At 40.7% G+C, this 15,496-nt stretch carries 9 protein-coding genes; 7 read left to right on the plus strand and 2 right to left on the minus strand.

Going from position 1 to position 15,496, the window contains the following annotated elements; all coding sequences use genetic code 11:
• Window positions 1-1,925: 1,925 nt before the first annotated feature.
• Window positions 1,926-3,128 carry a glycosyltransferase family protein gene (locus ACFFIP_RS19455; protein WP_382389479.1) on the plus strand — a complete coding sequence of 401 codons (1,203 nt, stop codon included), beginning with the start codon at window positions 1,926-1,928 and terminating at the stop codon, window positions 3,126-3,128.
• Window positions 3,129-3,494: 366 nt separating this feature from the next.
• On the opposite strand, the gene ACFFIP_RS19460 is transcribed toward ACFFIP_RS19455, so the two are convergent.
• A complete protein-coding gene (locus ACFFIP_RS19460; RefSeq protein ID WP_382389480.1) occupies window positions 3,495-4,088 on the minus strand; it encodes a TetR family transcriptional regulator in 594 nt (197 codons plus the stop codon).
• A 185-nt stretch (window positions 4,089-4,273) separates the two neighbouring features.
• Here ACFFIP_RS19460 and ACFFIP_RS19465 point away from each other — a divergent pair, with 185 nt between their 5' ends.
• Genes ACFFIP_RS19465 through ACFFIP_RS19480 form a run of 4 tightly spaced genes read left to right on the plus strand, consistent with a single transcriptional unit; the run spans window position 4,274 to window position 10,404 of the window.
• Window positions 4,274-7,390, plus strand: a complete 3,117-nt coding sequence (locus ACFFIP_RS19465) for a SusC/RagA family TonB-linked outer membrane protein (protein WP_382389481.1) — start codon at window positions 4,274-4,276, stop codon at window positions 7,388-7,390.
• 11 nt (window positions 7,391-7,401) lie between these two features.
• Window positions 7,402-8,856, plus strand: coding sequence for a SusD/RagB family nutrient-binding outer membrane lipoprotein (locus ACFFIP_RS19470; RefSeq protein WP_382389483.1), 1,455 nt, complete (start codon window positions 7,402-7,404; stop codon window positions 8,854-8,856).
• A 56-nt stretch (window positions 8,857-8,912) separates the two neighbouring features.
• Window positions 8,913-10,163, plus strand: a complete 1,251-nt coding sequence (locus ACFFIP_RS19475; RefSeq protein ID WP_382389484.1) for an alkaline phosphatase family protein — start codon at window positions 8,913-8,915, stop codon at window positions 10,161-10,163.
• Window positions 10,156-10,404, plus strand: coding sequence for a CBU_0592 family membrane protein (locus ACFFIP_RS19480; protein ID WP_382389485.1), 249 nt, complete (start codon window positions 10,156-10,158; stop codon window positions 10,402-10,404). Before ACFFIP_RS19475 ends, ACFFIP_RS19480 begins: the two co-directional genes overlap by 8 nt.
• Window positions 10,405-11,548: 1,144 nt before the next feature.
• Here ACFFIP_RS19480 and ACFFIP_RS19485 read toward each other — a convergent pair.
• On the minus strand, window positions 11,549-12,757 hold the full coding sequence (locus ACFFIP_RS19485) for a GAF domain-containing sensor histidine kinase (protein WP_382389486.1): 1,209 nt from the start codon (window positions 12,755-12,757) through the stop codon (window positions 11,549-11,551).
• A gap of 390 nt (window positions 12,758-13,147) precedes the next feature.
• Here ACFFIP_RS19485 and ACFFIP_RS19490 point away from each other — a divergent pair, with 390 nt between their 5' ends.
• Both ACFFIP_RS19490 and ACFFIP_RS19495 read left to right on the plus strand, forming a co-directional pair.
• Window positions 13,148-15,106 carry a PAS domain S-box protein gene (locus ACFFIP_RS19490; protein ID WP_382389488.1) on the plus strand — a complete coding sequence of 653 codons (1,959 nt, stop codon included), beginning with the start codon at window positions 13,148-13,150 and terminating at the stop codon, window positions 15,104-15,106.
• Between the two features lie 182 nt (window positions 15,107-15,288).
• A partial coding sequence (locus ACFFIP_RS19495; RefSeq protein WP_382389489.1) for a hypothetical protein occupies window positions 15,289-15,496 on the plus strand: 208 nt, incomplete at its 3' end.

Genomic DNA, 15,496 nt, shown 5'->3' on the forward strand with positions numbered 1-15,496 from the left:
TTGCTCCTCAGCAGAGCTTGCCTCCGCTTCATCGTGGTATTGTAAGTTATCCAAAACTTCTTAGAAATTGAAACACTAACTATATTTGAACAATAAAAGTGTCAACCATTTTCAGGACGAGACACTAAAGTTCCGGATGACGGTTTTGTTATGGGAAAGATTTCTGAGCAAGTTGAATAGGCCTGAAGGGTCGGGATATCAGAGGGATGGTTGGAGGCCATCCCGGTTGAGGGGAAATCCCTATCGAAGCCAAACGAGCCTGAAGGGCGCAGATAATTTTTTTGAATTACACAGACCCGCCTGCAGCCGGCAGGGTTACACCGAGGAGGCACTGAGATTCACAGAGGTTTTTTAAATACCACTAAGACCACTAAAACCACTAAGGATCACAAAGAAAATTGAAAGGGTGGGGAGGTTTTTTTACATAATTCTGCCGTAGGAATTAGGACAAGACGGAGGAAGAACGCAAAGCAGCTGGCGCTGGGTAATCTAAATTTAGGTGGGTACCAAAGAGCCCCAAGGGGGCGTACTGTAAAAGCCCAGGGTGAGTGGCAGGCAGGCCACTGAACCCTGGGTTGATTGAGGGTTGCCCGTTTCCAGAGCCTGCCTTTGCCGGTCAGGCAGGCCGGCGACGTTGTCTAAAACGGAGAATGGTCTAAATACGCCGGCGGTATGGAACCGCGGATAGGATAAAAATCATAACCACAAATTACACTAATTACACAAATTTTTAAATTCTATATTTTGGCTGCTGGGGGATTTTGATGTGATTTTCTGATCAATGCATCACTAGAAATGAATTAGGCGCAGGGCTTGCGAATTTTCACGAATTCTTGTGCTGATAGGGATTACATTTTTGGAGAAGAAAATGGATTTTTGGTCGATTAAATAGGCCTGAAGGGCCGGGATATCAGAGGGATGGTTGGAGGCCATGCCGGTTGAGGGGAAATCTCTATCGAAGGTAAACGAGCCTGAAGGGAACAGATAATTTTTTTTAATTACACAGACCCGCCTGCAGCCGGCAGGGTTACACCGAGGAGGCACTGAGATTCACAGAGGTTTTTTAAATACCACTAAGACCACTAAAACCACTAAGGATCACAAAGAAAATTGAAAGGGTGGGGAGGTTTTTTTTACATAATTCTGGCGTATGAATTAGGACAAGACGGAGGAAGAACGCTAAGCAGCTGGCGCTGGGTAATCTAAAAATTTAGGTGGGTACCAAAGAGCCCCAAGGGGGCGTACTGTAAAAGCCCAGGGTGAGTGGCAGGCAGGCCACTGAACCCTGGGTTGATTGAGGGTTGCCCGTTTCCAGAGCCTGCCTTTGCCGGTCAGGCAGGCCGGCGACGTTGTCTAAAACGGAGAATGGTCTGACTACGCCGGCGATATGGAACAGCGGATAGGATAAAAATCATAACCACTAATTACACTAATTACACAAATTTTTAAATTCTATATTTTGGCTGATTGAGGATTTTGATGTGATTTTCTGATCAATGCATCACTAGAAATGAATTAGGCGCAGAGCTTGCGAATTTTCGCGAATTCTTGTGCTATTTGAGAATTAAGGGAGTCCAGCTTCTGGAGAAGCAGGACAACAAGCAATATAAATCCAATCAACTATCCGCTCGACGGATTTTTTTGTTTATTGGGTGATCGGTGGTATAATTAGGAGGGGAAATTAAATTAGATTTCTCTCTGCGTTTGAAATGACAAGGAGAGGTCAAAGCAAATAGCTATCCATCAAAAAAATAGGCTAGCTAATGGAAGTTAATTTTCCTTGTCACTTCAAGTGAAGCGAGAAGTCTTAACCTCTCCCTAATAAAAAGATTTCTCAGTCGTTCCTCCTTCGATATGACAAGGGAAAGTGAAACCCACCAAATAAGCTTTAATTATTGGATAGACTTTATTTCTTAAATTCAAAAATGAAAAAAGTGCTTTTTATCACCTGGGATTCGGATTCTAGTAATTACCTGGAAAACCTGTTTCTGCCTATTTTTAAAGGAGTTAAGGATAGGTATGCCATCCAATTCCATGTGATGCAGTTTTCCTGGGCAGGACCTGAGGAGGTGCAGCGACTGAAACGCTTATCGGAATCTATGGGTATCGCTTATGTACAATATCCTGTGCATAAAAAGCCCCATGCTTTTTTGGGTGTGCTGTGGACAGTGTATAAGGGTGTTTACCATATCCGGAATTATGTGCAGGAACACAGCATCCAAACGGTGATGCCCCGCTCTACTATGCCGGCCATGATGGTGAACCGATTGCTGGATTATTTGAAAAAGAACGAGGTAGAGGTGGTGTTTGATGCAGATGGGCTGCCCTTGCAGGAGCGCTTGGATTATGCTAGTTTGAAGTCCGACAGCAAGCATTATAAAATCCTCAAAAGAGAAGAAACGAAATTACTGAAGTGGGCAGACAAGGTCCTGGTCAGAACACAAAAGGCCAAGGAGATTCATTTGGATTTGATCGGTCGGGCCCATGCAGACAAGTTTCATGTTGTGACCAATGGGAGGGATGCTGGTTTTTTTAAGCCTGATCCGGCTGCGAGGAAGGAAATCAGGGAGAAGTTGGGGCTTGGGGAGGGAGAGTTACTGTTTGTTTATTCGGGTTCATTGGGCCCGCAGTATGTGTTTACCGAAATGCTGATGTTATTTTATCAATATTTTTTAGAATTTGGGAAAGCCAAGTTTTTGGTCTTAAGCCGATCGGCGGGGGATTTGCCACCAATGACAGGGAATTTGGAGGGTTTGGTAATCCCATTGGCGCTGGATTTTCAGGAGATTCCGAGGTACCTGTCTGCTGCCGATGTGGCGTTTAATTTCAGGTTGCCCGCTCCTTCTCTGGTGGGTATCGCACCGATCAAGTTGGGCGAGTATTTGATGATGGGGATACCTACGATAACCTCTAAGGGAATTGGAGATACTGAAGATCTGATTGCGGGAAAAGATTTTTGTTGCTTGGTGGATTTGAAGGAACCTGATTATCCGGATAAGGCCATTGCTTGGATCAGGGAGGTGTTGCCCGGATTGGAGAGGGATGCGATCAGGGCATTTGGAGTGAATGAGTTTGGGTTGGATAGGAGTGTGGAGGGGTATGGGAAATGTTTAGTGTATAGTGAATAGTGAAGAATTCGTGGTTGTCGGGTTGTCATGGTTGTCAAGTTTGAGCTTGGTGAGTTTGGGAGATTGGTTCTGTAAGGCATGAATTATATAAACCACTCCTGTCTAATGCCAAGCAGGAATTACACAAATTTTTAAATTCTACATTTTAGCTGCTGGGGGATTTTGATGTGATTTTCTGATCAATGCAACAAAAGAAAATGAATTAGGCGCAGGGCTTGCGAATTTTCACGAATTCTAGTGCTAGTTGAGATTTAAGGGAGTCCAGCTTCTGGAGAAGTAGGACAACGAGCGGGGAGGGAATTTGGAATGATGAATGAAAAACCAAAAAACACGTTTAAGGGCCGTGTTTTTTGGTTTTAGGTCTTTTTAAAGCCCTAGAATTTTTAAAGCCAGTTTCTTGCTATGTTTTAGATGCTCTTTTTGCTCTTTGTCGGTGGTCAGCATATTGATATAGAAATAGGTACCATCCAAAAGGGAGAAAATCAGGTTGGCTGATTGGCCAGCATGCTCAATTTCAATAATGCCCTCATCTTGACATTCCTTTAACAATGTGCTGAATTTTTCTCTAAGGGTTTTATGGATTTTTAGGAATTTATCCCTGATTTCAGGTTCCCTGAAGACCATTGCATAAGCACTGTAATAAACCCCGTCATCAAAGAGTTCATTCCAGTCTTTTGAAAACATCCTGTTGATCAGGGCATGCAATACTTCTGAGGGGTTTTTATGATCTGTGTAGCTTTTTTCAAATATCTTTAAATAGAGCTCCAAACAATGATCAATTAATGCAGTAACAAGATCATCTTTGGTTTTGTAATAATGCACAATTAAGCTTGGCTGAATGTTCAGCGATTTGGCGATTTTGGCTATGGAAGTATTTTCCAAGCCTTCATTGATAGCCGTTTTATAAAAAGCCTGAACGATTTCTTTTTTCCTCAGGTCTGAAATGTTAGAAAGTCCCATGTGGGCAAAATAAGCAAAAAAATATGCAATTCAATAAGTTGAATGAATGTTCAATAAATTGAATTAACAATTAATTCATTGATGGGGTGTTTAATTAATAATATGATAAAAACTGCTTCCCTGTAAAGTAATGTTCAAGGGGTTTATTTGCGATGCATTTAAAAACCAAACCAAATACAGGGCAAATGAAAATTATTTACAAAAGTATTTTATTACTCTGGGTCATCTCCTTTTGCATGATGATCCAACCTGAGCAGCTATTGGCTCAGACCAAAGTGGTTTCAGGTACTGTGACCGATGAAAGTGGAGAACCTATACCGGGAGTAACGGTGTTGGTGAAGGACTCTTCCATAGGTGTGGTGACAAATCTGGATGGAAAATTCAGTCTTTCCATAGATGGAGCATTTAATGTATTGAGGTTTTCCTATATAGGTTATCGGGCAAAAGAAGAGAACATCGGAAGCCGTTCGGTAATTGATGTCCAACTTGTTCCGGATGTGACTGACCTGGAGAGTGTGGTGGTGACGGCATTGGGTGTTGAGAAGAGTGTAAAGTCTTTAGGTTATGCCGTTCAGGATGTGAACGGTGAAAAACTGACCAAAGCAAGGGAACCCAATTTGATCAATTCCCTGACGGGACAAGTTGCCGGTTTACAAGTCAATAACACCACAGCATTGTTTCAGGATCCTGTGATCCGATTAAGAGGTGCGACACCTTTGATTGTGATAGATGGTATTCCAAGTACTGAAAATGATTTTTGGAAGATCAATGCAGATGATGTAGCGAGTATCAACGTGCTGAAAGGTGCTACGGCATCTGCCTTATATGGTGCAATCGGTAGGAATGGTGCCTTGATGATTACCACCAAAAGAGGCGGTAAAGGAACTAAGGTGGAGGTGAATTCCAGCACTATGTTCCAGCCAAGCTACCTGGTCATTCCAGAAGTTCAGACAACCTATGGAAACGGGGATAACGGTCAATATGCTTACGTCAACGGGTCGGGAAGTGGAACAGAAGGATTTGGTTGGATTTGGGGTCCTAGATTGGATGTTCCAGACCCGAATACTGCCAGCGGATTTGTAGAGCGGCCGCAATATAATAGTCCAATAGATCCAGTTACCGGGCAGAGAATTCCTATTCCTTTTATTTCCAGAGGTAAGGATAATATCAGGAATTTTTTTCAAAAAGGTTTGATATCCTCTAATAATGTGAATATCACTTCAGGTAATGACCAAGGCAATTTCAGGCTTTCAGCCTCTCATATTTATCAAAGAGGTCTTGTACCGAATACTGATCTTAACAATACTTCATTTACTGTTGCCGGTGGCTACAAACTATCAGATAAATTGAGTACAGATGCTTCTTTGACTTATAACAGGCAATACACAGAAAATTTCCCTGAAACTCCTTATGGTCCTGAAAATTACCTGTATAACCTGGTTTTATGGACCGGAGTGGATGTAGATGTGAGAGATTTAAGAGATTATTGGGTTACTGGTAGAGAAGGATTCCAGCAGAAGCATTTCAACAACAGTTATTATAACAACCCATATTTCCAGGCATATGAGTATTTAAGGGGTTATCATAAGGACAATACCTTTGGACAGGTTAAGCTGGATTATCAGGCGAATGATGATCTGAAGTTTACTTTGAGGACAGGTATGAACGTATATGCATTGGACAGGACAGATAAGGAACCCAAGAGTTATGTGAAATACGGCAGAGTTTCCAGGGGTAATTTCTACATCTACAATTCTGCCCAAATCAACATGAACACTGATTTCATAGTTAGTTACAAAAAACAAATTGGACAGAATTTTGCGATCAATGCCAATGCAGGTGGATCGAACAGGTTCATCAGGTTTAGAAGTGAGAGTTTGAACACAGATGGTCTTGCTATTCCAAATTTCTATAATGTGGCCAATTCAGAGCAACCGCTTAAGGGAGCGAACAGGTTAAGCCGTGAACAGATTAATTCAGTATTTGGAACGGTGGATTTTGAGTTTATGAATGCTATTTTCCTAACTGTTACTGGTAGGAATGACTGGGTGTCCACTTTGCCGGTCAATAATAATTCTTTCTTCTATCCATCTGTAACCTTGGCTGGTACAGTGTCGGACTTAATTACGATGCCCAAGGCTGTTGATTTTGTCAAGTTAAGGGCAGGATGGTCCCAAGTTTCAGATGGCAGGATCAATACAGATCCATACAGTCATATTCAGGCCTACAGTCCAGGTATCAACTGGGGAGGTAATCCTTCCTTGGTTTTTCCATCGGCATTGATCAATCCAAATGTAAAACCTGAAACCTCCGACAGTTTTGAGTTTGGCATGGATACTAGGTTTTTTGGGGGCAAATTGGGACTTGATCTGACATATTTCCAGATCCGTGATTTCAACAACCTTATTTCTGTTCCTGTATCCCAGTCTTCCGGATTTACTTCCAGATTGGAAAATGGAGCTGAATTTACCAGGAAAGGTTGGGAATTGATGTTGAATACCAATCCAATAAGTAAGACGGATTTTAACTGGAATGTTGCTTTAAATTTGAGTACTTACAAGAGATTTTTAACAGAGAGTTTTGATGGGTCTGATAGGTTTGGGAACATCATGGTGGGAGAGCGAACAGATCAACTTTTCTCCAGCAGCCAGTATCAGCGAACACCAGAAGGTAGGTTGATCATTGGTCAGAACGGTTTTCCAATCCGTGATCCTTATCAAAGAATGATGGGTTTCCAGAATCCGGATTACATATTCGGTATTCAGAATACCTTTAGCTACAAGCAGTTTCAATTGGGTTTTGGATTTGATGGCAGGATTGGAGGAACCATTTATTCCCTGACTCACGAGAAAATGTGGTGGGGAGGTACTCATCCGGGAACTGTCAACCAATTCCGTGAAGATGCCAATAATGGTATTAGCTCTTATGTAGCGGATGGTGTTGTGGTTACGGGTGGAAGTGTTCGATATGATGATTTTGGCAATATTGTAGAGGATACCAGGACCTACGCTGAAAATGAAAGGGCTGTCAATTATATTGCTTGGAACAAAACCACGCTGAATGCGGAATACACGCATTATTTCGATGCTTCATTTGTCAAGCTTAGAGAAGTGAGCCTAACTTATCAAGTACCAAGTACCTTATTGAGGAGTACATTTATGCAATCAGCTTCAGTTTCCTTGGTGGGCAGAAACCTGATGTTATGGTCAAATGTAGAGAATATCGATCCGGACTCGGGAGTGGATAATCTTCAGACCCCATCTGTTAGAAATATTGGATTCAACATCAACGTAAGCTTCTAAATCAAGAAATCATGAAATTTAACAATATCTTTTCCATCATTTTGTCCGGGCTTTTGCTGATATCCTGTCAGTCATTTGAAGACCTGCAACTTGATCCCAATAGACCGGTTCAAGCGGAACCGAGTTTAATACTTACCGCCATTGAGGCAAATGCTTTTTCCACTGTCAATGCCGGAGCCGCATTGGCATCCAGGCAGTTGATCTATACCAATTCTGCCACTGATAATCAGTACTACGGTTGGCAGCGATCAGGTTTTGGTGATTATGATCAGCTCAGGCAAGTGATGAAACTTAGGGAAGAAGCAGAAAGGACCAACAATAACAGTTACCGTGCCCTAGCGCTATTCTTTCAGTCTTATTATATCATCAAACTCAGTAACACTTTCGGAGATGTGCCTTTTAGTGCTGCGGTGAGAGGTCAGGAGGGTAATTTTCTTCCTGCCTATGATTCTCAGGAAAGTATATTTGTCCAGGTTTTACAGGACCTAAAAACGGCCAACTCATTGCTTGGACCTGAAAGTGGCCAAATCTTGGGGGATATTATCTACAATGGTAATCAGGATAAATGGAAGCGTCTGATCAATTCCTTTTCCCTGAGGGTGTTGATGAGTATGTCCATCAAAGAGAATAATTCAGGCCTGAATGTTAAAGGAAAGTTTGCAGAAATTTTCAATGATCCAGTGACTTATCCATTGATGCGGGGTAATCAGGATAATGGGGCATTGAGGTTTCTGGATTTGGAAGGGAATAGGTATCCTTTCTTTAATTCCAATGAGTTGAGAACTGCCTATTATATGGAAAAATCCTTTGTAGATAGGTTGAAAGCTAATAATGATCCAAGATTATTTGTCTATGCAGATAAAACTGCCAATGGCAGAACTTTAGCCGATAATGATTTTGATGCTTATGAAGGGTTAGGTGGTGCAGAGCCATTGGCTGACAATACGAATCAGATTCTTTCCGGTGATGGATCACCAATAGACAGTAGATATCACAGTGATCCTGAAAACCAACCTTCTTTGTTGATGGGTTATGCTGAGTTGGCATTTACTTTGGCAGAAGCTGCACATCGGGGATGGATCAATGGAGATGCGGCAATATTTTATCAGGAGGGGATTAGGGCTTCGATGTTGTTCAATGGTCTTACCGAAGGTGAAATTGAAAGCTATTTGGAGCAGGAGTCAGTTGGTTTTCAGTCATCTACCGGACTTGTTCAGATTTTGAAAGAAAAGCATACAGCATTTTTCATGAACAGTGGCTGGGAGGCTTTTTACAATCAAAGGAGGACCGGAATTCCTGTATTTAGTTTGTCAAGTCAGATTATCAACCCGGGAGGTATTCCCAAAAGATGGATGTATCCACAGAATGAGATTCAGTTAAACCTGAGCAATATGAATGAGGCGCTTCAGCGTCAGTTTGGTGGTCAGGATGACGTGAATGCAGTGATGTGGTTGCTTAAACCTTAAAATTTCTTTCAAGAGAGGGGCGGTTTGGATGTAACCGCCCTTTAACTTAATTACTGATGAAAAAATTGATTGTATTGATTATAACGGGTTGGTTTTATTCGGGGGCATTACTAGCTCAGGAAAAACCCAAAAAAGTTGTATTTATCATCTTGGATGGTATTTCTTTCGATGTCATACAGGAAGTTGAGACTCCTAATATTGATAGGATATCAGCGGCAGGTGGGTTTTCAAAAGCTTATGTTGGTGGAGAGCGCGGGGCCTATTCTGAGACCCCCACTATCTCAGCAGTGGGTTACAACAGTTTGTTGACCGGCACATGGGTCAACAAACATAATGTATTTGGGAACAGTATCAGGAGGCCAAATTATCATTATTGGACGATTTTCAGGTATTTGCGAGAAGCGAGGCCTGATGCGCATTTGGCTATTTTTTCGACATGGTTGGATAACAGGACAAAGTTGATCGGGGAAGGGCTGGATGCTACGGGAAACCTTCAGGTTGATTATTCCTTTGATGGTTTTGAACTGGACACGATAGCGTTTCCCCATGATGCAGGGAAGCGGTATATTTTCAATATAGATGAACATGTCACCAAGGAGGCTTCAAGGTATATTCAGGAGTTTGGCCCAGACCTGAGTTGGGTGTATTTGGAATATCCGGATGATATGGGGCATCAGTTTGGGGACAGTCCTCAATTATTTGAGGCAGTCAGAGAAGCAGACCGTCAGACAGGGATGATTTATGATGCCATTTTGGAAAGGATTGAGATGGGTGAGGATTGGTTGATCTTTGTTACTACAGACCATGGAAGGCAACCTTCTACAGGTTTGCACCATGGTGGACAATCTGACCGAGAGCGAGAAATATGGGTAGCTACCAATGCCCGAGGTCTCAATAATTATTTTGAAAATGAGATGGTCGGCATTGTGGATATATTGCCAAGTGTGATCAGGTATTTAGGCATTCCAGTGCCTGAAGCCAATATGGCTGAAATTGATGGTGTTCCTTTGATAGGTCCTGTTTCAATATTCCATCCCATGGTTGAAAAAACTGAAGAAGAAATAGTTTTCAGTTGGGCGTTTATGGGAGAGCAGGATGAGGATATTGAAATTTGGGTATCCTACAATAACAGGTTTAGGACTTCGGGAGAGGGGGATGAATATGAGTTACTGGCTAAGGTGAAAGGAAATCTTGGGACTTGGTCTATGCCGAATGATCAAATGGAAAAAGAGCAGATGAAGGTTGTATTTAAGGGGAAACATAATCTGGTCAATAAGTGGTTGGTTGCGGCTAAAAAAGATGAATGATTTAAAATTTTGGATGGATAGTTTAGGTTGGCTAGGAGCAATTTGCTTCCTGGTCTCCTACTATTTATTGGTGACAAAAAAGTGGAAAGCGACCAGTATGGAATACCATATTGCTAACTTATTGGGTGCAGTTTTTTTGGTGTTGAATACCTTGTATGATGCTTCTTTTCCGAGTGTATTTATCAATGGTAGCTGGGCAGCTATTGCTGTTTTGGGGATGGTGGTGGATAGGAAGAGATAGGGGGGAGGGGGAATGTTGAATTAAGAAGGATTGAAGAGCCAAGTAAAAAGGCAAAAGGAAAAAGAGTTTGGAATGTTGAATTAAGGATGATTGAAGAGCCAAGTAAAAAGGCAAAAGGAAAAAGTGGGGTTTCAGAAGGAAAAAGACGCTGCCCTTGGCTTTTGTTACACGGAGGAAAATAAAGAGCCAAGGAAAAAGTGAAAAGGCAAAAGGGTTGAGAATGTTGAGTTAAGAATGATTGAAGAGCCAAGGCAAAAGTAAAAAGGCAAAAGATTGAACTTTTCTAAAGTTGAGGATGACGGTTATGGATAGGGAAGGGAGTTTTTGAGTCTATTGAATAGGCCTGAAGGGCCGGGATATCAGAGGGATGGTTGGAGGCCATTAATTGAGAATGTAGAGTGATGAATGAAAAATGAAGAATGGAAATATAAGAGCCAAGGCAAAAGTAAAAAGGCAAAAGGGTGGAGAATGTTGAATTAAGGATGATTGAAGAGCCAAGTAAAAAGTAAAAAGGCAAAAGATTGAACTTTTCTAAAGTTGAGGATGACGGTTATGGATAGGGAAGGGAGTTTTTGAGTCGATTAAATAGGCCTGAAGGGCCGGGATATCAGAGGGATGGTTGGAGGCCATTAATTGAGAATGTTGAATTAAGAATGAAAAATGAAGAATGGAAATATAAGAGCCAAGGCAAAAGTAAAAAGGCAAAAGGGTTTGGAATGTTGAGTTAAGAATGATTGAAGAGCCAAGTAAAAAGTAAAAAGGCAAAAGATTGAACTTTTCTAAAGTTGAGGATGACGGTTATGGATAGGGAAGGGAGTTTTTGAGTCGATTAAATAGGCCTGAAGGGCTGGGAAATCAGAGGGATGGTTGGAGGCCATCCCGGATACGCCGGCGATAAGGAACCTCGGAAAGGATAGAAAAGATAACCACGCCTGTCTGCTGCCAGGCAGGAATTTCACAAATTAAGTAGATTTTAAACTGGTTAAGGATTTTGGTCTTTTATTGTCATCATAGCAGCAAGGGTAAGAAAATTAGGCGCGAGGCTTGCGAATTTTCGCGAATTCTTGTACTGGTTTCAATAAAGAGGTCCAAGTCTCCATTTTGGGAGATAAATCTGAAGACTTTGACCAATAGGCTTTTTTGATTATGGGTGCATACCCAAAGGCAAGTGGACTTTTACATGTGTTCCGGCTCCCTCGCTGGAATCAATCAGCAATTCTCCCTCTAAGGTATCTACTAAATATTTCACAAGATTCAATCCGAACCCGTATCCTTGTTCTCCTTCAGTTCCATCAGAAGATTCTGATTTTCCATTGAGGATCAATTCTATTTGATCAGCTTTTATTCCTACTCCTGAATCTTTAACTGAAAGACAAAGAATACCCTGATTTTCGTAATCTATAATTTCCAATGTCACTTTAACGGTTCCAAGGGAAGGAGTGAATTTGATGGCATTAGAAATCAGATTGCCGGCAATTTGTAGAATTTTAGATTTTTGGAAAGGGACGTTGACATTTTCACCATGGACCTGTACGGAAAGCCCTACCTGTTTTTGGATGGCCTGTACGGAGTAAAGACCTTCCAACTTTCTTTTGAGGTCTTGGAGCGTCAAATCCTGATCAGCATTTCCGTTTGGATAGCTGACTGTATTTTGATGCATCAATTCATCGGATAGTTCCAATAAATTTTTGCTGCTTTTTTTGATCAGCGTTAAGAATTCCAGAATTTCTTTATTGGAAATTCCGTTGATATCTGATTCGATCATTTCGGCAAGGCCTAAAATTCCTCCTAAGGGACCCCTGATGTCATGGGCCACTTTTTTGTGGGACAGCCTCAGCTTATCATATTGTTGTTTGATCTGATTGAGCTGTTTTTTCTCCTCCAGTCTTTCAACGACTTCTTTTGCCAAAAGCTTAAGCTGGTACCGTTGATCATCGGTTAGCTGTTTCGTTTTTTTGTCCATTACGCAAAGCGCACCAAGAGCCATACCTTCCGAATTGATCAATGGTATTCCGAAATAGTATTTTAAGCATGGATCTTCAGCTACATAGAATTTATCTTTGAAGCGATAATCAGCCGACAGGTCCCTTACCTCAAAAGCTTCCTGTCCCAATATGGTATACTGGCAGACAGAATCTTCTCTTGGCATTTGTTGGATTTCAATTCCGAAAGAGGATACTGTCCATTGTGTGTTGGGACCTATCAGATTGACCAATGAAATCTCTGTGCCTGCAATTCCTGAAGCCAGTTTGGAAAGATTATCCAGGCTAACATCTTTTACGGAAAAATCCACATCATAATCAGCCAAAGATCTTAGTCTGGGCAACTCAAAAGGAGGGATTGTGTTTTGCATTTGGGTTAATTTAAGGCAGGAATTGACCGCAAAAGTAGATTGCAAAAGTACTGTTTACAAGCATATTGTAAGTAAGTTTTGAAGAATATCAGGTAATACAAAAACCTGATAATCAAGTGCAAATTAGGTTATTGGTAAACAATGGAATGTTTCGGTACTTTGTAAAGTAAAACTAACCTCTTTTTGGTTTCAAAAAGGATTTGATGAGGTATAAGTAAACTAAACTCTTTGTAGGGTAGTTAATAATAAAATTATAAAAAATGATTTTGACAAAAAGACTGGGCATGACTATTGAGAACCAGTTTTCTCCATTATCAAATGAACTTGGTGTATTGTTTGAAGAGGGATGTTTGGTGATTAAATGTTGATTTCTGTTTTGAAAACCAGCTAATGGAAAAAATTAAATCGTACAGGTCTTTAAGTTTTTTTTATAAAATTCCGTTTATAAGTGGTTTTTTGGGATTATTGATTGCATTAATTGTCAGCCAGTTGATTACACTGAAGGAATATCAGATACTTTTAAAACAGGAAGAAGAAGACGTTTTATCATTTTCATCCATTCTTGAAGATAAAATCAGCAATGTTCTCAATAACGCATATTCTGCTGCTTCGATTTTGGCATTTCTCCATGAGAGGGTTGATTTTGAAAAAGAGTTTGACAAAATAGGTGAAGATATTTTGGATAGGTTGCCCCAAATTGATGCTGTTCAATGGAATGAAGATGGTATTATCAAATATGTGTACCCATTGGAAGGTAATGAAGCTTCAATAGGATTTGATATTTTTAACGATACAATTACCAATAAACATATTGAAGCATTTTTGGCCATAGAAAAAGGGGAGCTGTTTTTTGCAGGGCCATTTGAACTTAAGCAGGGAGGAATGGGTATTGTTGGTAGGTTGCCCGTCAATAAAGATGGGAAGTTTTTTGGATTTTCAGTAATTATCATCAGACTTGACACCTTTTTTAAACTTTTGGATTATGATCCTGAGGATGATAGTAAGTATTACGTCCAATTTTCAAAGGTCAATCCAGGAACAAATGAAGAGGAGTTTTTCTTACCGATAGAAACAGGTAATGACGGTTTTCAACATGTCCGGCAAATCAATGCCGGAAATTGGATTTTGAGTGTTCAGTTGAGGCAATCTGAAGCATTCAATAAGGTTTTACCGGAATTTATTCTTAGGGTCTTATTTTCAATCCTTTTCGGATTGGCAATTTTTTATCTGGCCAAGATGCCATCCATATTAGAAAAGGAGGTTGCTAAGAAATCGAAAGAATTGAGGAAGACCATCAAGAGATTTAAAATGGTCAGTAAGGCTACTTCTGATGCCACTTGGGAATGGGATTTTGCTAAAAATAAGATTTACAGGTCCGGAAATTTTGTCAAATTGTTTGGCTATTCATATTCTTTTTTCAATAAAAATCAGGAGGTATTTGACAAACTGATCCATCCTGATGATCAGGAGCGTGTGGAAAATCATTTTAATGATTTTCTAAAAGGGAAAGATAATTTATGGCAGTTGGAATTTCGTTTTTTAAAGGAGAATGGTGAATATGCCTATGTCTTGGATAAAGGAATTTTGCATAGGGGAAAAGATGGCTCCCCAAATAAATTTTATGGAGCTGTTCAGGATATTACCTTGTTGAAAGAAAGAGAATTGGACTTGGAGAAGCTTACCCAAAAGCTTGATCAGAGGGCTAAAGATTTGGAACTGGCCTTCCATCAATTGGAGGAATCGGAAAAAAGGTACCGAGAACTTTTTGAGTTGAGCCCTTTGCCCATGTGGGTTTATGATTTAGAGACTTTGCAGTTTTTGGACATCAATAATGCGGCGATAACAGCCTATGGTTATACAAGAGATCAATTTTTGAGTAAAACCATTAAAGATATAAGACCTGTTGAAGACATTCCTGCATTGGAGGAGAGTGTCTATCGTAGAAAAGAAAGAAGCGGTTTATTCTTTTCTGGGGTTTATCGGCACCTCAAGAAAAATGGTGAATTGATTGAAGTAGAGATCAGTTCAAACAAAATCCAATACAATGGAATACCTGCTGTTCTGGTTTTGGTGGTAGATGTGACCCTAAGAAATAAATATATTGGGGCCATTGAAATCCAGAACTCCAAACTTAAAGAAATCGCATGGATCCAGTCTCATGTTGTCAGGGCTCCTTTGGCGAGGCTTATTGGTCTGGTAGATTTGCTGGAGATGGAGAAAAGGGACAATCCGGAAAAAACTGTGGCCTCCTTTGAGGAGTTGTTTGGATACATCAAAACATCTGCAAGTGAGTTAGATGAGATTATCAAGGAAATTACGACTAAGACAGAAAGGATTGACTTGGGTTGAGGATGTTGAATGAGGAGTGAAAAATGGAGAATGGAAATATAAGAGCCAAGTAAAAAGTAAAAAGTAAAAAGTGGGATTTCGGTAGGAAAAAGACGCTGCACTTGGCTTTTGGTACACGGAGGAAAATAAAGAGCCAAGGAAAAAGTGAAAAGGCAAAAGATTGAACTTTTCTAAAGTTCCGGATGACGGTTTTGTTATGGGAAAGATTTCTGAGCAAGTTGAATAGGCCTGAAAGGCCGGGATATCAGAGGGATGGTTGGAGGTCATCCCGAAAAATGGAGGCAGGGGCTCACCGAGATTTATTTTACCACAAAGAGCACCATGTCCCACGAAGAAAAAGTGAGAAAGGGAGAGGTTTTTTAAGTAATTCAGGCATTTTAATTAGGACAA

Origin of the sequence: Fontibacter flavus (genome assembly GCF_042432905.1) — a bacterium.
Classification (GTDB): Bacteria; Bacteroidota; Bacteroidia; order Cytophagales; family Cyclobacteriaceae; genus Fontibacter; species Fontibacter flavus.